This window comes from Streptomyces sp. NPDC057543 (assembly GCF_042801895.1).
GTDB lineage: Bacteria > Actinomycetota > Actinomycetes > Streptomycetales > Streptomycetaceae > Streptomyces.
In genome coordinates this window covers 1-19389 of record NZ_JBHVFF010000164.1, presented here as the reverse complement: position 1 = coordinate 19389, position 19389 = coordinate 1, and the positions used below count along the sequence as shown (strand labels likewise).

Below are 19389 nucleotides of genomic sequence, written 5' to 3'. Positions count from 1 at the left end.
GCCGCGGCGAGCGCGGCGGCCGTGAGCCCGGTGGTGTGCAGTCGGCCGCGGCAGAATTCTGCGAGGTCCTCGGCGTTGCGGATGCGTCCGTCCCGCACGGCCGGCTCGGCACCCCCGGAGTGGGCGTGGCCACCGGCGGGGAACCGGCCGTCGGCGAGGACGAGCAGAGCTGCGCGGCTCATCACAGGGTCCGCATCAGAAGAGGAAGTAGCGCTGGGTCATGGGCAGTTCGGCGGCCGGTGCCGGCTCGACCGGTTCGCCGTCGATCGTCACGGCGAAGCTGTCGGGGTCGACATGGACCCGCGGCAGTGCATCGTTCTCCCGCATGTCGGCCTTGGTGACGCCGCGCGTGCTGGTGATCGGCACGAACCGCTTCCCGAGACCGAGGCGTTCGGGCAGCCCGTCCTGGATGGCCGCGCTCGCCACGAAGTTGACCGAATTGGCCGCGGGGGAACGTCCGACCGCGCCGAACATCGGCCGGGGCAGAATCGGTTGCGGGGTCGGGATGGAGGCGTTGGCGTCGCCCAACTGTGCGTACGCGATCTGGCCGCCCTTGATGACGGTCTGCGGTTTGACGCCGAAGAACGCCGGTTCCCACAGCACCAGATCGGCGAGCTTGCCCGTCTCCACCGATCCGATCTCCTGGTCGAGGCCTTGGGCGACCGCCGGATTGATGGTGTATTTGGCGACATAACGACGCACTCGGCGGTTGTCGGCCTGCCCGTCGCCGGGCAGTGCGCCGCGCCGCCTCTTCATCACATGGGCGGTCTGCCAGGTACGCAGGACGACCTCGCCGATGCGGCCCATCGCCTGGGAGTCGGACGAGATGATCGAGATGGCCCCGAGGTCGTGGAGGATGTCCTCGGCCGCGATGGTCGACGGCCGGATCCGCGATTCCGCGAAGGCGAGGTCCTCCGGCACTGCCGGGTTGAGGTGGTGACAGACCATCAGCATGTCGAGGTGTTCCTCGATGGTGTTGACGGTGTGCGGCCGCGTCGGGTTGGTGGAGCTGGGCAGGACGTACGGCTCCGAGACGACGCCGATGATGTCCGGGGCGTGCCCGCCGCCCGCACCCTCGGTGTGGTACGCGTGGATGGAGCGCCCGGCTATGGCGGCCAGGGTGTCGGCGACGAAACCGGCCTCGTTGAGGGTGTCGGTGTGGATGGCGAGCTGGGCGCCCGTCTCCTCGCAGACGCTCAGGCAGGCGTCGATGACGGCTGGGGTGGCGCCCCAGTCCTCATGGATCTTGAATCCGAGTGCACCGGCGCGCAGTTGGGAGTGCATGGCCTCGCGCGACATGGTGTTGCCCTTGCCGAGCAGACCGATGTTGACGGGGTACGCCTCCAGCGCCTCGAACATCCGGGCAAGGTGCCAGGGGCCCGGGGTGATGGTGGTGGCCTTGGTGCCCTCGGCCGGACCGGTGCCGCCGCCGACCAGGGTGGTGATCCCGGAGGAGAGCGCCTGGTCGATCAGGGTCGGCGAGATGAAGTGGACATGGGTGTCGATGGCGCCCGCGGTGAGGAACTTGCCGTTGCCCGCGATGATTTCGGTCTCGGGACCGATGACCAGGTCGGGGTGGACACCGTCCATGGTGTCCGGGTTTCCGGCCTTGCCGATCCCGGTGATCCGGCCGTCGCGGATGCCGATGTCCGCCTTGACTATGCCCCAGTGGTCGATGATCACGGCGCCGGTGATGACGGTGTCGGGGGAGCCTTCGGCACGCGTGGTGCGGGCCTGGCCCATCGATTCGCGGATCACCTTGCCGCCGCCGAACACCGCTTCGTCGCCGGCGAGTCCGGGGCCGCCCGAGCGGTCCTCCTCGATCTCGACGAGCAGATCGGTGTCGGCGAGCCGGATGCGGTCGCCGGTCGTGGGGCCGAACAGGTCGGCGTGGACGGCACGGTCGAGTTCAGCCATCGAGAGCACCTCCGGTCTCGCCGCGCAGACCGGGGACGATGCGCCGTCCGGCGAGGGGGACGAGTTCGACGTCGACGGGTATGCCGGGTTCGAAGCGCACGGCCGTTCCGGCGGCGACGTTGAGACGCAGGCCGTGGGCGGCCGAACGGTCGAATTCCAGACCTGGGTTCGCCTCGGCGAAGTGGTAGTGCGAACCGACCTGGACGGGCCGGTCGGCGGAGTTGAGAACGGTGAGGCGGGTAACGGGACGGCCCTCGTTGAACGGCACGGGCCCGTCCGCGTACAGGATCTCTCCGGGAATCACCGGTGGCACCTCCCGTCAGACGATCGGCTCGTGGACGGTGACGAGTTTGGTGCCGTCCGGGAAGGTGGCCTCGACCTGGACGTCGTGGATCATCTCGGCCACCCCGTCCATGACGTCGTCACGGGAGAGCACCTTGCGGCCCGACGCCATCAGCTCGGAGACCGTACGGCCGTCGCGGGCGCCCTCCAGCAGATGCGAGGTGATCAGGGCGATCGCCTCGGGGTGGTTGAGCCGCAGTCCGCGCAAGCGTCGCTTCGCAGCCACATCGGCAGCAACATGGATGAGCAGGCGTTCCTGCTCATGCGGGGTCAGTTGCATGCTTCCACCTCACAGTCCTGTGCCCAGTACCGGCCCTGGGCGCAGCGAGACACTAGCCGCCTTCAACAAACCGTTGAAGACCGAACAGGAGTCTCGCGGCAAGGTATTGCACGTTAGGGCCGAAGTTTTTCCGGCGCGTTAACTGATCTTTTGCAGATCCATGAGCATCGAGCCGCACAGGGTCTCGGACCACACCCGCACGAGGACAGCGGTGAACCGCCAACCACGCAGGCGGCACCGCACACCCCGCCCGTGGACAGCCCACGCAGCACCCGGCCGAGCAGCGCATCGGCGGCCTGCGCCCCGGAGCCGCCCCTTGCGGCTCCTGACGCCCGTTCATGCATGCCGCGGCACCCCCGGAAGCCCGCCACGTCTGGGGGCGCTGCCGCATTCCGTGTTACGGGCCGTCGGTGCGGCGCTCAGGCTCCCGGCTCGGGATGCCCCCGGTGTTCCGCCGCGATGCCGAAACGCCGCCGTTCGCCGGGAGCGGACACGGAGGCGCCGATCGAGGAGACCGAGCTGATCACCTGTTCCTCGGTCGCCGTCCCCTCGTTTTCGAGTCGCTCCAGGTCAGCGGCCGAAACGAGTGCCACGAGCGGCTTACCGTGCCGCGTCACGACCACTCGCTCGCCGCCGTAGACGACGCGGTTGATCAGTTCGGCGAGCTCAGCTCGGGCTTGCGTCACCGGAATCTCGTAGGCCATGCTCCCTAGCTTATGTAATGCCCACCTGGTCCGCCGTGGTCCATGGCAACAACGATTGTCCAGGTCAGAGGCTCCCGTGTGCTCCCGTGCGCTCTCGTCTGTGAGAGATGTGTGAGACGAGGTGAGGCGAAGAGTGTTCTGGTCGCCCTGAATCCTGGCGGGCCTCAGCGGGGATCGACGCCTCACATGACGCGATCGGGCTGGTGCAGCCAGACGTCCTGGCCGTGAGGTCCCCCGGCCAGCCCGAAGGCGTCGGCGGGCGGCTCACCGAGACCGACATACCGCGCGCACAGCCTCAGTTTGGTCCCACAAGCAGCGTCGCCCCCGCCCGCCGCCACGTGTGCCCTGTTCTCCCGAAGTTGCCGGGAAGCGGCAAGTAACTCTCTGCAATCAGAGTGACGCTCAGCCACGGAGAGTGCGGCGGGGTCCGGGGACTTCGCCGCCTTCCAGGCTAGCGATGTCGGCGTGGGCCTGCTCGACGGCTTCAGGGTATGCCTCGCGCTTGGCGTGCTCGGCGAGCGCCCGGTAGATGCTGGCCACGGACGGGCTCTGTCCCTTGCGCTTGCCGGTGGGGGCGTTCAGGTCGGGCTGGATCTGCTCGACTGACTCCCCGTTCGCCTGGCGCCGCAGCACGGTGTGGAGCATGTCGTCGGTGATGACCGGCGGCCGACCGCCGTACTCGCCCATGCGTAAGGCGGTGTCGAGCCCTTCCAGCGTCGACTCGCGGACTGTTCTCCCGCTCGGTCTCCGCCATCGCCGCGAAAATCGCGACCAGCAGCTTGCCCGGTCCGGCGGGGTCGTAGAGGCCAGGCGGAGGGCCGGCGAGCGTCTCCAGGACCTGGACATCCGTGATCACCAGCGCCATGGACCGGCTCCAGCCCTGGGTATTCAGCGGAATTGGGCGATCTGACGCCCCGATAGCAAAAAGGTGCCGTTGACCTGCGAGGATGCGAGTGTCTAGTTCGTATCCGCTACAGAGAGCAAGGCACCTTTCTGGTGGTCGAGAGTACAGGGTGGGACCGTCGATTGTCGGTGGTGGCCGACGGGAAGAGGCTGATCGGGCATGCCTGAGCGGTGTTGCTGCGCCGGTGCGCGGACCGCGCAGGGCTCACGCAGGCGCTGGCGAAGGTGCTGCCGTCCAGTACGGCGGTCGGCTGGCGGGACCGCGCGGGGGTGCTGGTCCAACTGACAGTCGCGATCCTGCTCGGGGGACCTGCCGGCCCGGATGGCCGCGCACCAGGGACTGGGTACAGACGTGCCCGTTCAAGACGGTGCTGGGGCAGTTCGTGGAACACGAGCTGGAGGCCCAGAGCGCCGGCGCCGCGGTCTTCCTGACCGGATACCCGGTCGGCGGGGACGAGCCGTGCGCCCGCCTCTCCCCCGGCATGGTCGCCGTCCTGAACCGGTTCGAGCCCCTGGTCGACGGCATCGAGGTCGTCCACGGCTACGAGGACGAGCCGGACGGGGACGCCTTCGTACAGCGAGCACGCGTTGCGGACCTGTACGACGACGAGCAGGCCCTGGCGTGGAAGGCGATCGACGCCGGGCTTGTGCCGGCCGGCAGCGTCGGGCTCGGCATCGGCGTCGAGCGGCTGTGCATGGCCGCCTCCGGCGTCAAGGAAATCACCGTCTTCCAGCAGTCGGCCCAGTTCCGACCGCCCCCACCCCGGAAAGGAGCCGCGATGTCCTTGTCGCTGCACCCGCTCGACGACAGCGGCTTCGGCGCCGTCGTCGACTGCAACCTCGCCACCGACGCGGCAGACCTTGCGCCTCAACTGGCGCGAGCCCTGCACCGGCACCGGCTGCTGATCGTGCCCGGGCAACACCTGAACCACGCCGATCTCCGGACTGCTGCCAGCTGCTTCGGGGATGTGGACACCCGCACCGACCGCCGCTACACCGTCGGCGGCTTCCCCGGCCTGACACCGCCGTATGCCTACAGCCACCGCTGGAATCAGGGCGACCTCGTCATCCGGGACAACTTCGCCACCCTCCACACCTCCTCCTCGTGCTACAGCTCCCGCCATTCGCGCCTTGCTGTATCGCGCTGCTGTCCGACAGCCCGCAGCCTCGAGTGGCTCCATCAGATGACCCGCGGCGAGAACGCGAGGATCGCCCCGGCCACCAGCCCTAGTGTTCCCGAACTTGCGCACGCAGGCTTTCCGGACTAACCGCCAGATACGATGACACGCCAGGCAAGACCACACGATGGGTGGGGAGCCGGGCGCCGTGGACTGCAGAGCGCCGTGCCCTCGGGTTGTCCTAAGAAGTCATCTCATTTGGCGAGTCTGCGGTAGCAGATGAGGGTGCAGGCGATGCTGGTGAACGCCAGGAAGTGCTCGGCCTTGCGTTCGCAGCGGCGGCGGAGTCGGCGGCAGCCGGCGAGCCAGGCCATGGTGCGTTCGATGGTCCACCGGTGCCGTCCGAGCCGCTGGGTGTCGGTGTACGAGCTGATGTACACAGGCAGGTACAAGCTGACGCGCAGAGGACATCGCTGCGATCACTCGTTCTGAAGCGGTGTCCCGTACGTGGCATCAAGCACCAGAGTGAGCAGCCGGTCGGGCTGTTCCGCGTCGTGACTGCGGGCTGTGGACAGCGCAATCCCGACGACAAGTTGGACCAGGTCATCGGCGGTCAGATCGGCGCGCGCCGTTCCCCGCCGCTGGGCCTGGGCAAGAAGATCGGCTGCCGCGTCCAGGATCAGCCGATGACAGTCGAGCTCCAGCGCGACCGGCTCTTCAACCATCAACGCGCCCCCCAGCCCTTGGTTGACCCTGGCATGGACGAGGAACGCGCGCAGCCATTGCGTCAGCGCATCGTCGGCGGAGTCCGAGGAGGACAGCGTCTCGGCCAGCACGCACAGCGTCTCGATCCGGTCCCTGAGGACCGCGGTCAGCAGGGCGGAGCGGTTCGGGAAGTGACGGTACAAGGTCCCCGGGCCGACGCCGGCTCGGCGGGCGACCTCGTTTGAGTCGCGCATCGGTACGCCGCGATCGTCGCGCGGGGACGTGCCCGTGTGTGGTCGTCATCGTCCCGTCTTTCGGTCGAGTTCGGGGCAGTTAAGCGGAGCACCTCTCCGTATACTAGCGTCCGCCAAGCGGAGAACCTCTCCGGAATGCATGGCCTGAGGAGTGCGGATGACGGACAGCGGGCAAATCGAGCTGGGACGAGTCGGGATCTGGACCTTCGCCTACGAGGGCCAGCCTGCCGGTCGGGTACGGGAATCGGCCGCGGAGATCGAGGAGTTGGGTTACGGGGCCATCTGGTACGGGGAGGCGTTCGGCCGCGACACAGTGGGCCAGGCGTGGCTGTTACTGTCGGCGACACAGCGCATCGTCGTCGCCTCCGGCATCGCCAACATCGCGTTCCGGGACCCGATCGCCACCGCTACCGCGACACGTGCGCTGGGCGAGGCGTTCCCCGGACGTTACGTACTCGGCCTGGGCGGACATCGCGTCGACGACACCGTCCACGACCTGGACGGCTACCCCGTACCGGCCCGCGGCAGAGCGGTGACCACCATGCGCGCCTACCTGCAGGCCATGGATGCGGTACCCGCCCACGGCCCCATAGCGGACCCGGCTCCGCGCCGCGTACTGGCCGCCCTCGGTCCGAAGATGCTTCAGCTGGCCGCCGAACACACCTGGGGCGCGCACCCCTACTTCGTGTCCACCGAGCACACCGAACAGGCGCGCCAGATCATGGGACCGAACGCCTTCCTCGCTGTGGAGCAGGCAGTGGTGCTCGACACCGACCTGAGCCTCGCCCGCCAAGTGGCCAAGGCACACGTCGCCGGATACCTCTCGGCACCGCATCAGGAAGCGAACGTTCGACGACTCGGCTTCAACGACGAGGACATCGTCGGCGGACCGAGCCGTCGACTGGTGGATGCGATCGTTGCCTATGGGGAAGTAGAAGCAATCCGCCGACGCGTTCAGGAGCACCTCGACGCAGGAGCTGACCACGTCTGCCTGCAAGTACTCACCGCCGACACCACCTCTCTGCCCGAGCACGAGTGGCGCGAACTTGCCGCTGCTCTCCTGCCCCACCACACAGCATGAGTGACGCCCCGCCTTGGCACGTGATCTCGTACTTCGCCCTGCGCATGAGCTTGTACGCCGACACTGGGAAGTCTCGATGCCCTTGCGGGCGATCCGATGCCGGATTCCGCGTCGCGAGAGCCATTGCCGAAGGTGGCGGTAGTCGTAGCCTTTGTCGGCGTGGAGCTTGCCGGGTCGGCGCCGGCGAGGGCCTCGGCGGGAGCGGACGGCGGTGCGCCGTAGCCCCGGACGGCCCGAACGACGCGGCGGGCAACTGCTGCCACGTGCACCCAGAGGTTGCCACGAACACGATCGCCGCCAGCACCTCACGGTCTCCATGCCGATCCGGCGGCCCTGCAGCACCTGCTGAACGGTGCCCGCTGGGACGCCGATGCCGTTCGCGACGACGTGCGGGACTACGCCGCGGAGCGGCTCGGTCCGGGCGGGGTACTGATCATCGATGACACCGGGTTCGTCAAGAAAGGCCCCACCTCGGCCGGGGTGGGGCGGCAGTACACCGGCACCTCGGGGAAGATCGACAACTGCCAGATAGGTGTGTTCGCCGCCTACGCCACCAGCTCGGGCCGGGTGGCTTTGTTCAGTTTCAGCAGCAGCGTTTGTCTGCGGGTTCGGGCGGCAGTTGATGATCTCGGGGATCGTGGATGTTGACGAGAAATGACGTCAGGTGGGGAACGGGGTGTTTGACTGGCCTGTATGTCATCGACTCTTGGGGTGCCCCGGCCTGATCAGGCTTCCTACATGCTGCGGGCTGCGGCCGGCGATGCCGGCCGTGTGTACAAGCAGCAGTTGCTCGACTTGCTGGATCCCCAGGAGGGGCAGACTGTCCTGGACGTGGGATGCGGTCCGGGCACGGACTTGCCAGCGCTGGCGGAGCGTGTAGGGGACAGGGGCACGGTGATCGGCGTCGACCGTGACCCGGCCATGCTCGCCCAGGCCCGCGAACGCACGACCGGTCTGCACCGGGTAGAGATCCGTGAAGGCGACGTGCACGCTCTCCCCGTCGAGCCGGGCACGGTGGATCGGGCCAAGATTGACCGAGTCCTCATGCACGTTGCCGAACCCGCGGATGCTCTTGTGCAGCTCCATCGTGCAACGCGGCCACGTGCGCGGATCGGCCTTGCCGAACCCGATTGGGACACCCTGATCGTTGATGCTGAGGATCTTGAGACGAGCCGCGCCTTCACCCGCTATACCACTGCAGAAATGGTCCGCCACGCGACCATCGGACGTAGCCTTGCGCGTTTCGCCGAACAGGCAGGCTTCTCCGTCGAAGCTGTGCTCGCCACGACGCCGATCTTCCGTGACTTTCAAGACGCGGACCATACTCTGGGCCTCGGCCGCAACATGCAGAAAGCCATCAATGAGGGCCGCATCGACCGAGACCGCGGCCATCGCTGGTTCACCGGCCTCTCCAACGGGCCGTTCTACGCATCGTTCACTGTCGTCAGCGTGATCTGCTCCCGCTGATTCAGCCAGCCCTGGCGGGGGCTTCGGCTCGTGCTCGGGTGCTGGCGAGGCGATAGGAGTCGGTGCCGGTCTCGATGATGGTGCCATTGAAGGTGCGGCGGTCGACGATGGCCGCGCAGAGGCGCGGGTCGGTGAAGGTCTTGGTCCAGTCGCCGAAAGACTCGTTGGAGGCGATGGCGACGCTGTTCTTCTCCTCACCTTCGGTCAGCACTTGGAAGAGGAGTTCAGCGCCGTGACGGTCGAGCTCCATGTAGCCGAGCTCATCGATGCAGAGGAGGTCGACGCGTCCGTAGCGGGCGATGGTCTTGTTCAGCCCCACTCACGTCAGGAGATCCGAGAAACAACAGGTGCTGGATCTCGTTGCAGGTGAGCGGTATGCGGGCGTCGGATGCGGGATGACGGGCGTGTTCGTCTGCTCGGACGATGGCGAGGAAGGCGTGCGCGAGCATGGCCAGGGTGACCCAGCGCGACCAGGATGCGTAGCGGCGGACCTGGTGCTCGTCCAGTGCGGCCAGGCCCTTTCCGGCCTGGAAGAACTCCTCCACCCGCCACCTTGATCCAGCGACGCGCACCAGCTCGGCCAGCGGCACCGGGCGGGGCGAGTAGCAGCGGTAGTACGCCAGTTCGCCGGTGGTGCGGTTGCGGCGGATCAGCAACTGCCGACTGCCGGGGGCGGGGTCGGCGAGGTCGATGACGGCCCAGTCGTAGAAGCGGTGGCCCTTCGCCCCGGTCCCTGCGGACAGCTTCTGCCAGGCCCGCTTGGGTACCTTCTTGGCCAGGGCGTCGGCGCGGAACTTCCCCCCGCCGGTGGTGACTTCGTGCGAGCATGCCACCGCGAGGACGTAGCCGGTGCCGCGTTCCTCCAGCACGCCTCGCAGCTTGGGGTTGCCGCCGTAGACCTCGTCGCCCGCAACCCATGCGGCCCGGTGGCCGGCGTCCAGGAACCGGGCGACCATGCGTGCGGCCAGCTCCGGCTTGGTGGCGAATGACGTCTCCTTGCCGAGTCCGGCGGCGAGGCAGCGGCCGGGGTCGGAGGTCCAGGAACGTGGAACGTACAGTTCCCGGTCCACCGCGGCATGCCCACGCTGACCTGCGTAGACCAGGTAGACAGCAACCTGGGCGTTCTCGATTCTGCCCGCGGTGCCGGTGTACTGGCGCTGGACGCCGACCGTGCCGGTGCCCTTCTTCACGTCGCCGGTCTCGTCGACCACCAGCACCGCCTGGTCGTCGTGCAGGTGCTCCACCACGTAGTCGCGCACGTCGTCGCGGACGGCGTCCGCGTCCCACTTGGCTCTCCCGAGCAGGTGCTGCATGCCGTGCGGGGTGGCCTCGCCGGCCCACTCGGCGATGGTCCAGCAGTTCTTGCGCGGCAGGTCTGAGAGGTGGTTTGCGCGCCTCGGGCGGCCAGGCGAAAACCTTCGGCAGCACCTCAGCCTCGCCTCGCTCACGGCGGGCCCGGCGCCACCGCTGCACCGGACTGTCACTCACCCGCAGCGCGGCCGCGATCTCCCGGTCCTTCTCGTCGCGCTCGAAGCGTTCCATGGTCAGCAGCCTGATCCGCTCCCGCGCGGCCCTCTCGACGTCAGCCGGTCCGCCGCCCTCGGTCGTCCCTCACGCCCGAGGGCCTACCGGCACGGTGATCCGTCGGACGGGCAGGGGGTGACTTCGGTAGAGAGCCGCTCACCAGCCGACGGGGAGGGTGAGGGGTGACTTGCTGGGGGATGCGTCGTCCCAGGTGGGGGGGTGTCCATGGGGCAGGTGCAGGTCCGGGAAGCGTTCGAAGAGCGCCTCCAGGCACACGGTCATCTGGGCCCGCGCCAGGTGTGCGCCGAGGCAGTTGTGTGCTCCTCGGCCGAAGGTGAGGTGAGGGTTGTCCGCGCGGCACAGGTTGAGCCGTTCGGCGTCAGCGAACACCCGCTCGTCGCGGTTGGCCGCGGCGAGGACGGGCAGCACGGCGTCGCCCGCGTGGATCCTCCGGTTGTGCAACTCGAATTTTTCTATGGCCTGGAGGACCACGACACCGTTCATGACCGGTATGTAGCGCAGAAGTTCATCCACCGCGCCGGGCATGAGGCCGCGATCGTCGCGCAGCCGGGCGTACTGACCCGGCACCGTCAGCAGGGCCACCACAGCGTCGGCCAGGAACATGGTGCTCGTCCGGTAGCCGGCGACCAGCATGGAGAGCCCGAAGTCCACCACGCTCTCCCCGTCCAGGGTGCCGTGCCCGCACGCGTGGACCAACCCGGTGAGGATGTCGTCGGCGGGCATTCGTCGCTTGCGGTCGAGCAGCGAGGACATGTACCCGCGCAGTTGGGCGGTTACCTCGCGGCCCTCGTCCAGGGTGACCATGGCCCCGAGGGCGGCATCCGCCCTGGGCAGGAAGTACGCGCGGTCCTCGTAGGGGATGCCCACCAGATCGCACATGGCCAGGAGCGGGAAGGGCTCCAGGAACCCGGCGACCAGGTCGCCGGGTTGCCCACCGTCGACGAACTCCTCCAGCAGCCGGTCGGCCGACTGCCTCAGGTGCGGCAGTCGGCGCCGGATGGAGCGGACGCTGAACGGCTCGGCCAGGGCCCGGCGCAGGGCCGCGTGCCGGGAGCCCTCCAGTTCCATCAACGTGATTAGGCCCGGTTCGTCGTCGACGGCCCGGTCGGGCCGGGGCGGCCAGTCGTTGATGGTCGGCCTGATCAGCCGGGGGTCCGCGACCAGGTCCCGGACGTCCTCGTACCGGGTGGCGTACCAGGCGGTGGCCTCGATCGGCAGCCGGACCTCGGCCAGCGGGCACTCCCGGCGCAGCCACCCGTACTGCGTGGGCGGCCCCATGGTGCCCGGTGGCGGGAGGGGCATGTCGATGACGAACGTGCCGATGACGGGTTCTGGCGGTGTCCTGCTCACGGTCGGTGCTCCCCTGGTCGTGTGCGGGGTGGCCGGGTGGGCCGGGTTCACCAGCTGACCGGGAGGGACAGCGGTGACTTGGTCACGGATTCGTCGTCCCAGGTGGGTTCCTGTCCTTCGGCCGGGTGCAGCCGGGGGAAGCGGTCGAGCAACGCCTGCAGTCCCACGGTCAGTTCGGCGCGTGCCAGGTGGGCGCCGAGGCAGTTGTGGGTCCCCCGGCCGAAGGCGAGATGGCCGTTTCCGGTCCGGCGCAGGTCGAGCCGGTCGGCATCGGCGAAGATCCGCTCGTCGCGGTTGGCGGAGCCCGGCACGGGGATGACGGCGTCGCCCTTGCGGATCGTCTGCCCGTGCAGTCCGATGTTCTCGGTGGCCAGGAGGATCAGGGTGCCATTCATCACCGGCATGAAGCGCAGGAACTCCTCCACCGCGCCGGGCATCATTTCCCGGTTGTCACGCAGGCGGGCCCACTGGTCCGGCCGGTCCAGCAGGGTGTGCACCGAGTTGGCCAGGAAGAAGCTGCTGATGCCGAAGCCGACGGTGAGCATGGACAGCCCGAAGGCCATCACATCGTCATGGGTCAGCGCTCCGTCGTCGCAGTCGCGGATCAGTTGGGTCAGGACGTCGTCACCGGGCCGGTTTCGCTTCTGGGTGATCAGTCCGGCCACGTACTCGTCCAGCAGATCGGTGACCCGGCGCCCCTCCTGCACGGTCACCATCCCGCTGAGGGCCGCATCCAGCACCGGAAGGAACCAGTCCCGGTCCTCGAAAGGAATGCCCACCAGGTCGCACAGCACGAGCAGGGGGAAGGGGGCGGTGAACCCGGCAACCAGATCGCCGGGCCTGCCGCCCTTCTGGAACGCTTCCAGCAGCCGGTCGGCCGACTGCCGGATGCGCGGCAGGTGGCCCCGCACGGCCCGGGAGCTGAAGGGCCGGGCCAGGGCCCGGCGCAGGGCTGCGTGCCGGGGGCCGTCCATTTCCGCGATCGTGACCAGGCGCGGCCCGTCGTCGGCGGTCTGCCCGGGGCGGGAAGGCCAGTCATTGATGGTCGGCCTGATCAGCCGGGGGTCCGCGAGCAGCTCCCGGACGTCCTCGTGCCGGGTGGCGTACCAGGCGGTCGCGTCCATCGGCAGTCTGACCCTGGCCATGGGGCAGCTTTCGCGCAGCTGCGCGCACTTCTCAGGAGGCCCCATGGTGCCCGGCGGCGGGAGCGGGAAGTCCAGGACATCCGCCTCGGGGCCGGGGGCGCTGGGTGGCTGTGGGGTCATGCTCGCTCCTCTTCCGAGGTTGCGCCGGCTACGGGCGCTCGATGTAGCCGGTGGTGTAGAAGTACTCCAGGTAGCGGTCCAGGAGTTCCGCGTCGACAGGCGGGCAGCGCAGGCCCGTGGCGGCCAGGTCACGCTCGACGTTGGCACGCCCCACGGTCGGGAATGTGCCCTCGAAGTACATCTCCTTGACGGACATGTCCGCCTGCTTGCAGCGGTCCACACACAGTGAGACGAACGGGGCGGTGGGGCTCGTGGGGTGCTGCGCCACATGGCGGACGAGTTCGCCCACCCACTCCTCGTAGGGGAGCCGGTGGATCCGGTGGCCGCCCGCGTCCATCCGGTCGAGCATGTCGTGCAGGCTCGCCGGGCGGGGGTTGGTCATGTGGTAGGTCCGGCGGGTGGCGCGATGCGCGGTGGCGATGTGTATCACCGCGTCGGTGAGGAAGTCCACCGGGACGAAGTCCAGCGGCAGCGGGATGTCGGGGGCCAGCCCGGTCTCGGTAATCGTCTTGAACAGCGAGCAGATCGCGGTGTCGGTGTTGCATGCGCCGGTGTGCCGGTCACCGGTGATCTCGTACGGCCGGTAGACCGCCACCGGCAGACCCTGGGCCGCGGCGTCGCGCAGCACCTCTTCGGCCACCCACTTGCTCTCGGCGTAGCCCATCGTGAGCCGGTCGGCGTGATCGAGCGGCAGGTCCTCGTCCACGTGCCGCACGCCGACGGTGCCGAAACCGGCCAGGACCGCGATGGTGGAAAGGAAGTGCACGGGCACGGCCCGCCCGGCCGCCAGACGTATGAGTTGCCTGGTGCCCTCCACGTTGGCGCGGCGCATCGCCTCGTACGGGTAGAGGAAGTTGACCTGCGCGGCCGAATGGATCACCAGGTCGAGGGCGTCGGCGAGCTCCTCGGCGCGGCCTGGTTCCAGGCCGAGGCCGGGCTCGGTGAGGTCTGCGGGGAAGCACACGACGCGGTCGGCAGCTTCCGCGGTGGCGAGGCCGAAGCGGGCCAGGTTCCGCATCACCTTCTGCCGGGCGTGCGCACAGTCGCGGCTGCGCACCGGGCAGTGCACGCGGGCGCCGGTGCGACGCAGCAGCCGATCCAGCAGGAAGGCGCCGACGAAGCCGGAAGCGCCGGTCAGCAGCACATCCTGGGGATGTTGCCAGCCCGGCTCCGGTGCGCGCCGCGGCGGCAGGGTGAAGCCCAACCGCGCCTCGGCACGGAAATCCACAGCGCCGACGTCGGCAGCCCCTTCGGCTTGCTGGTCCTTGACAGCGGTGAGGGTGATGACGGCGGCGGTGAAGTCCTCCAGGGTGGGGGAGCGCAGCAGACTGTGGATCAGAGTGCGGCCGTGCCGGGCGTCGAGGTCGAAGGCGGCCAGCGTGCGGGTGACGACCTCGGCTGCCAGCAGGGAGTCGCCGCCGATGTCGAAGAAGCTGTCACCGGGTGCCGGGTGCACACCCAGCACCACCTGCCACACCTGCGCCAGCGAGTCCTGCGGACCGAGCCCCGGGTGCCCCTCCGGTGCCGTAGTGGTGGCCGCCTTTGCGGCCGCCAGCCTGCGCAGCCGGCGACGGTCGACCTTGCCCCCCGCGGTCACCGGGAACTGTCCGACCTCCACCAGCCGCGCGGGCACCGCGGCTGCGGGCAGCCACGCCGCGAGACCGCCTCGGATGCGGTCCACCGGCAGCGCCTGACCGGGCCGGGCCGGTGTCACGTATCCGATCACGCTGTCGCCCTCCAATTCGACGACGGCCTCGCCGACTGCGTCATTCGCCCGCAGCCGCGCCTCTATCTCGTCCGGCTCGATGCGGTGGCCGCGCAGTTTGATCTGCCGGTCCACCCGCGCCCGGTACTCCAGCACACCGTCCGTGCGCCGGACCACCCGGTCACCGGTGCGGTAGAGCCGCGTACCGGGCTCGAAGAGGTTGTCGACGAAGCGTTCGGCGGTCAGCTCGGGGTCGCCGAGGTACCCCAGTGCGAGCCCGTCTCCGCCGACGAGGAGTTCACCTTCCTCACCGACGTCCGCGAGCGTGCCGTCCGCGCGCACCACGTAGCAGGTGGAGTTCTCCAGCGGGTGGCCGATCGGCACCACCGTCGCCCCGGGAGGCAGATCGTGCACCAGGTGTGCGGTGGAGACCACGCTGTTCTCGGTCGGACCGTAGAAGTTGACCACGGTGGTGTCCGGGCAGGCCACCAGTATCGCGCGGGCCAGCTCCGGATCCATCGCCTCGCCGCCGGCCGAGGCGAACCGCAGGGACCGCAGTGCCGACGGCCTGGTGCGCCCGATGTGGTGGAACACCCCCGTGGTCAGATAGGCGATGCTGACCCGCTCGGACAGCAGCCGGGATTCCAGAGCGGCCGGTGACAGCAGTTCCTCCTGGTCGGCGATCACCACGCAGGCACCGGCGAGCAGCGAGGGCCAGATCTCGATCGTGGAGGCGTCCGAGGAGAGGCCGTACGCGTGCAACACCCGCTCACCGGGCCGCGGCCGCTGCCACACCAGATCGGAGGCGGCCAACCGGATCACGCCGCAGTGCGGAATCGCGACAGGTTTGGGACGACCCGTCGAGCCGGAGGTGAACATCACATAGGCGCAGTCCCCGGGGAGTACCCCGGCCTGCGGGACCGCGACCGGCGCAGTCGGCGCCGACCCACCCAGGTCGATGCGGGTACGCACCCGCCGGATGCGGCAGACACTGCCGGGCAGCGTCACCACGGTGTGCACCCCGGCGTCCTCGGCCATCGCCTGCAGCCGCCCGGGCGGTGAGGCGTCGTCGAGCGGAACGTACGCCGCACCGGTCTTGAGGATGCCCAGAAAGGCCACCAGTGCTTCCAGAGACCGGCCCCCGCACACGCCGACCCCGTCGCCGTTGCGCACCCCGGAATCCAGCAGCCGGGCGGCCAGCGCGTCGGAGCGGGCCTTGAGCTCGCCGTAGCTGATGCTGCGGTCGTGCTGTACGGAGGCGGTCGCCCGCGGGCGGAGCTCCGCCTGAGCGTCAAACAGCTCATGCAGACAGTGATCGCGCGGATACCCCACCGTCCCCGTGTTCCGAGCCGCCACCGGAAGCGTCATCGGGTCAGTGACCATCGGGATATCCCGTCTCTGTTCCACGTGAACCACCTGCGGCCCGAAGGACTACGTCTCGAACTCCGCGGCAAAGGCGGAGAAGTCGGCTGTCCTCCACGTCTGGGGTCGCATGCGGATGAGGATGTTGTCGGCCAGCTGCTCGCGATTGGCAGCCAGGTACGCCGACGCGGTGTCCGTGTCCAGGTACCGGTGGGCCAGCGCCTCGTGCTCGGCCGGGGGCAGCGGATCCTCGACGCCCACCACCGGCCCCTCCACGCTCACATAGCGGTACGGGGCCGACTCGTCCTGCGCGCAGAGGCTGAATCGCCCGGCGTCGCGGATGAGGCGAGCTTTCAGCGTCGTCCGCCCGGTCTGGATCGCCACCAGCTCACCGGGCCGGTAGGAGTACCAGAGCGGAACCAGCAGCGGTCCCCCGCCGTGGCGCGGATCGTCCACCCCCAGGATTCCCACGTGGAGGCCGGCAAGGAACTCTTCCCGGTCTTCGACCGACATCCTGAGATCCACGGGTACCACCTCGATCAAGCAGAGAATCGCGAACGATGTCGATCCTGTGCGGGAGTGTGAGCGTGCGTGCGCGAGTGCGGGCCGATCGGGTGACGTCCAGCCGGCCGGAGGGCGGCCGTCGGAGGCAGACCTGGGGCTCTTGTGATCCGCGGGCGATGCGGACGGCCTGCGGATTCCGGCGGCTGAGCCGACGCGGGAAGCCGGTCGGGCCCTCTCCCAGAGTTTCATCAGACCCGGGCGGTTCGCATCCCGGGCGGACGAACACGGGGCATTCCCGCCTCCCGCGTCCTCGGCAGGAGGCGACACCTCGGACCGCATCAGGCTCGGGCGCCCGAATGCCCACCGCAGTTGTGGACCGAAATGCCCACCGCGGTTGTCGTTCGCCGTCGCCGGGCGGTGCCTGGAAGCGCGCCCCATCCTGGTGGGGGGGTGGGCGGCGGCCCATCCGCGTCGTCGCGGGCGGTCGGGGTGCCGGTGGCCCTGGCGGTACACGCCGGCCACCGGGCCGTTCCCCACCGGAAAGCAGAATGAGAGGGCAGTTGTCATCGATGGCCGCCTTGCTTGTTCGGCAGCGAACCGGGACAAGACCGGAAGAAGACCAGGAGAAAGAGGCACATGGGGGCAGCCATTCGAGCAGAGGGCCTGGTGAAGACCTTCGGCGACGTACGAGCTCCGGACAGGGGCGATCTGGATGTGCCGGAGCGGACAGTGCTGGGCCTGCCGGGCCCCAACGGCTCTGGCAAGAGCACCGCGCTGTGGGTGCTCACCACCCTGCTGCGGCCCGACGCGGGCAGCGCCCGGGGCGCGGGGACGGACGTGCGCAGGCACCCCCACGGGGTCCGCAGCCCGATAGGCCTCTGCGGCATGCGGCAAATGCGCGGCGGTCGACGATCACTTCATCGGCCGGGAGAACCTTCAGATGGTCGGCGACTCGCCGACGTCATCTGCGAGCTGGGCGGGCGTGACATCGTCATCGACGACATCGGCCCGCGCAGGCCCACCCTCGACGACGTCTCCCTCACCGGGCACGCGGCCGAGGAGGCCGACCCCGGAAAGGACGCAGGACCATGGCAGTCGACACCACCGGAGCGGCAGAGCACGCGATTGCGCACCGGCGCGGCGGAGTCGTCCAGGTGGCGCGCGATTCCTGGGTGATCGCCCGGCGGAACCTGCGCCGCATGACCCGGATGCCGGAGATCGTGGTCTTCGGGCTGATGCAGCCGGTGATGTTCGTGCTGCTCTTCACGTACGTGATGGGCGGCGCGATCAGGGTACCGGGCGGCGGCTACCGGGAGTTCCTGATGGCTGGGATCTTCGCCCAAACGGTTACCTTCGCGGTGGCCGGAGCCTCGGCCGGTATCGCGGAGGACATGACCAAGGGCCTGGTGGACCGCTTCCGCTCGTTGCCCATGGCGCGCTCAGCGGTGCTCGCAGGGCGGACCTTGGCCGACGCGGTGCAGACCGCCTTCATCCTGCTGGTGCTGGCGATGGTGGCGCTGCTGGTGGGCTGGCGGGTGCACCACGGGGTGCTCCAGGCACTGGGCGCCTTCGTGCTGCTGCTCCTGCTGGGCTACGCCTTCTCCTGGATCGGGGCGCTGATCGGCCTGTCGGTGCGCAGCCCGGAGGCGGCCACCTCGGCGGGCCTGATCTGGCTCTTCCCGCTCACCTTTCTCTCCAACGCCTTCGTCCCGGTGAACACCATGCCTGGCTGGCTGCAGGCGATCGCGTACTGGAACCCGTTCAGCGCGACCGTCCAGGCCTGCCGGAAACTGTTCGGCAACCCCGGGGCCGACGGCGCGCACTCCTGGCCGATGCGGCATCCGGTCGAGGCGTCCGCACTCTGGTCGCTGCTGATTTTGGCGCTGTTCTCCTGGCTGTCGGTGCGCAAGTACCGCGTCGCGGCCGGTTGACCGGCCGAGGGGAGGCCGAACGGAAGCGGTTTTGGGCCCGGTCGAAAGCGGGCCCGTGGGGCGTCGGGATGGACGGGGCCGGCCCCCGGCGCCGACATCGACCAAGACGGCGTCGTCGCCCAGTCCGACCGCCCGGCAGCGATCGGGGTCCTCGGCGCACTCGATCAAGACGCCGCGGAGCCGCTCCAACCGGTTGCAGCGGCCCATCGTTCGGCCGCCGCCATCAGCACCTCCGTGGCGGGGGCCTTGATCTGCCCGTAGTCCAACAGGTCCGGCACGCTCAGCGCCAGCCGCTGCTTGAAGGCCCCCCATGCCCGACGGGCGTCCTCGTCCGCACGCAGGTAGTCCCGAAACAGCAGGGCAAAGCGGGCATTGGGTCCGGAGCCCTCCCGCAGGTGGACGTTGCACGAGCGTGCGCCGATCGGCGGCGCGAAGACGAGTTTGTGACACCGCTGTCCGCCGGAGACCTCGATGCGGTTCCACGGCTCCGGGCGGCACCGGAAACCGATCGCTGCGAGCAGCGGTTCATCCCGCGCTTCGTCGATCGACCGCAGCCGCACCTGCACATCGATGCAGTCCTTGGCCGGCAGGCCCGGTACCGAGGTGGATCCCACGTGGTCAACCCCCAGCGCGAGGTCACCCAGCGCGTCTCGCAACACCCCAGCAAGCAGCTCGAACTCCGCCGGCCACTGCGGCCGGTATTCCACCACGGCAACCTGACCGCGCTCATCGGGAAACGGCATGTCGCCAGACGCTACCTTCCGGTGGCGCGACTCCGCAGACGGCGGGACCGCATCGTGCAACCCGCCATGGAACCGCCCGCGCTCGACACGAACAAGATCACGATCTACGGCTGGAGTACTAGTACTCCAGCCGGACTTCTTCATTCGTGCTGGTCAACGGCTTGGGTGTGGGGAGTGTAGCGGGCTGGAATGGGGGTGGGGCGGTCTTTGCCG

Annotated in this window: 17 protein-coding genes and 5 pseudogenes; 6 read left to right on the top strand and 16 right to left on the bottom strand. The window is 69.1% G+C overall.

Annotation, left to right across the window (positions count from 1 at the left end):
• From ACFU8Q_RS25260 to ACFU8Q_RS25235, 6 genes and pseudogenes are all read right to left on the bottom strand, one after another.
• Positions 1–182: pseudogene (locus tag ACFU8Q_RS25260) on the bottom strand (urease accessory protein UreF); the annotation flags it as partial.
• A gap of 13 nt (positions 183–195) precedes the next feature.
• Positions 196–1917: an urease subunit alpha gene (locus ACFU8Q_RS25255; RefSeq protein ID WP_384457688.1), complete on the bottom strand. Its 1722-nt coding sequence runs from the start codon at positions 1915–1917 to the stop codon at positions 196–198.
• Positions 1910–2221, bottom strand: a complete 312-nt coding sequence (locus ACFU8Q_RS25250) for an urease subunit beta (protein WP_384457686.1) — start codon at positions 2219–2221, stop codon at positions 1910–1912. The genes ACFU8Q_RS25255 and ACFU8Q_RS25250 overlap by 8 nt, the downstream gene beginning before the upstream one ends.
• 15 nt (positions 2222–2236) lie before the next feature.
• Positions 2237–2539 carry an urease subunit gamma gene (locus ACFU8Q_RS25245; protein WP_384457684.1) on the bottom strand — a complete coding sequence of 101 codons (303 nt, stop codon included), beginning with the start codon at positions 2537–2539 and terminating at the stop codon, positions 2237–2239.
• Between the two features lie 419 nt (positions 2540–2958).
• Positions 2959–3243 carry a type II toxin-antitoxin system Phd/YefM family antitoxin gene (locus tag ACFU8Q_RS25240; protein WP_384457682.1) on the bottom strand — a complete coding sequence of 95 codons (285 nt, stop codon included), beginning with the start codon at positions 3241–3243 and terminating at the stop codon, positions 2959–2961.
• 402 nt (positions 3244–3645) lie between these two features.
• Positions 3646–3930, bottom strand: coding sequence for a hypothetical protein (locus ACFU8Q_RS25235; protein WP_384457680.1), 285 nt, complete (start codon positions 3928–3930; stop codon positions 3646–3648).
• A 599-nt stretch (positions 3931–4529) separates the two neighbouring features.
• Here ACFU8Q_RS25235 and ACFU8Q_RS25230 point away from each other — a divergent pair.
• Entirely contained in the window at positions 4530–5414 is an 885-nt protein-coding gene (locus ACFU8Q_RS25230) for a hypothetical protein (RefSeq protein WP_384457678.1), read from the top strand.
• Positions 5415–5518: 104 nt separating this feature from the next.
• On the opposite strand, the gene ACFU8Q_RS25225 is transcribed toward ACFU8Q_RS25230, so the two are convergent.
• On the bottom strand, positions 5519–5728 hold the full coding sequence (locus ACFU8Q_RS25225; protein ID WP_384457692.1) for a transposase: 210 nt from the start codon (positions 5726–5728) through the stop codon (positions 5519–5521).
• Between the two features lie 15 nt (positions 5729–5743).
• Complete coding sequence (locus ACFU8Q_RS25220; protein WP_384457676.1) at positions 5744–6223, bottom strand: TetR/AcrR family transcriptional regulator; 480 nt, start codon at positions 6221–6223, stop codon at positions 5744–5746.
• 157 nt (positions 6224–6380) lie between these two features.
• Between ACFU8Q_RS25220 and ACFU8Q_RS25215 the strand changes: the two genes are divergently transcribed.
• The gene (locus ACFU8Q_RS25215; protein WP_384457674.1) at positions 6381–7304 is read left to right on the top strand and encodes a TIGR03620 family F420-dependent LLM class oxidoreductase; all 924 of its coding nucleotides are present in this window, start codon (positions 6381–6383) and stop codon (positions 7302–7304) included.
• Between the two features lie 63 nt (positions 7305–7367).
• Here the strand turns inward: ACFU8Q_RS25215 and ACFU8Q_RS25210 are convergent.
• Positions 7368–7502 (bottom strand): annotated as a pseudogene (locus ACFU8Q_RS25210) (IS5/IS1182 family transposase); the annotation flags it as partial.
• A gap of 126 nt (positions 7503–7628) precedes the next feature.
• Between ACFU8Q_RS25210 and ACFU8Q_RS25205 the strand changes: the two are divergent.
• A pseudogene (locus tag ACFU8Q_RS25205) lies at positions 7629–7880 on the top strand (transposase); the annotation flags it as partial.
• A 162-nt stretch (positions 7881–8042) separates the two neighbouring features.
• Positions 8043–8771 (top strand): methyltransferase domain-containing protein, encoded by a 729-nt coding sequence (locus tag ACFU8Q_RS25200; RefSeq protein ID WP_384457672.1) that lies wholly within the window; start codon positions 8043–8045, stop codon positions 8769–8771.
• Between the two features lies 1 nt (position 8772).
• Here ACFU8Q_RS25200 and ACFU8Q_RS25195 read toward each other — a convergent pair.
• The 6 genes and pseudogenes from ACFU8Q_RS25195 to ACFU8Q_RS25170 form a co-directional block, all read right to left on the bottom strand.
• Positions 8773–9084 (bottom strand): annotated as a pseudogene (locus tag ACFU8Q_RS25195) (ATP-binding protein); the annotation flags it as partial.
• A complete protein-coding gene (locus ACFU8Q_RS25190; protein ID WP_384457690.1) occupies positions 9032–10204 on the bottom strand; it encodes an IS701 family transposase in 1173 nt (390 codons plus the stop codon). The gene ACFU8Q_RS25190 and the pseudogene ACFU8Q_RS25195, both read right to left, overlap by 53 nt.
• A gap of 247 nt (positions 10205–10451) precedes the next feature.
• On the bottom strand, positions 10452–11666 hold the full coding sequence (locus ACFU8Q_RS25185) for a cytochrome P450 (RefSeq protein WP_384457670.1): 1215 nt from the start codon (positions 11664–11666) through the stop codon (positions 10452–10454).
• A 47-nt stretch (positions 11667–11713) separates the two neighbouring features.
• Complete coding sequence (locus tag ACFU8Q_RS25180; RefSeq protein WP_384457668.1) at positions 11714–12931, bottom strand: cytochrome P450; 1218 nt, start codon at positions 12929–12931, stop codon at positions 11714–11716.
• A 28-nt stretch (positions 12932–12959) separates the two neighbouring features.
• Positions 12960–16019: an amino acid adenylation domain-containing protein gene (locus ACFU8Q_RS25175; protein WP_384457666.1), complete on the bottom strand. Its 3060-nt coding sequence runs from the start codon at positions 16017–16019 to the stop codon at positions 12960–12962.
• A 48-nt stretch (positions 16020–16067) separates the two neighbouring features.
• Positions 16068–16523 carry a pyridoxamine 5'-phosphate oxidase gene (locus ACFU8Q_RS25170; protein WP_376346801.1) on the bottom strand — a complete coding sequence of 152 codons (456 nt, stop codon included), beginning with the start codon at positions 16521–16523 and terminating at the stop codon, positions 16068–16070.
• 615 nt (positions 16524–17138) lie between these two features.
• Between ACFU8Q_RS25170 and ACFU8Q_RS25165 the strand changes: the two are divergent.
• Positions 17139–17451, top strand: a pseudogene (locus ACFU8Q_RS25165) (ATP-binding cassette domain-containing protein); the annotation flags it as partial.
• A gap of 139 nt (positions 17452–17590) precedes the next feature.
• Positions 17591–18433: an ABC transporter permease gene (locus tag ACFU8Q_RS25160; protein ID WP_384457664.1), complete on the top strand. Its 843-nt coding sequence runs from the start codon at positions 17591–17593 to the stop codon at positions 18431–18433.
• A 164-nt stretch (positions 18434–18597) separates the two neighbouring features.
• Here the strand turns inward: ACFU8Q_RS25160 and ACFU8Q_RS25155 are convergent, their stop codons facing one another.
• On the bottom strand, positions 18598–19176 hold the full coding sequence (locus tag ACFU8Q_RS25155) for a GrpB family protein (protein ID WP_384457662.1): 579 nt from the start codon (positions 19174–19176) through the stop codon (positions 18598–18600).
• Between the last annotated feature and the right edge of the window lie 213 nt (positions 19177–19389).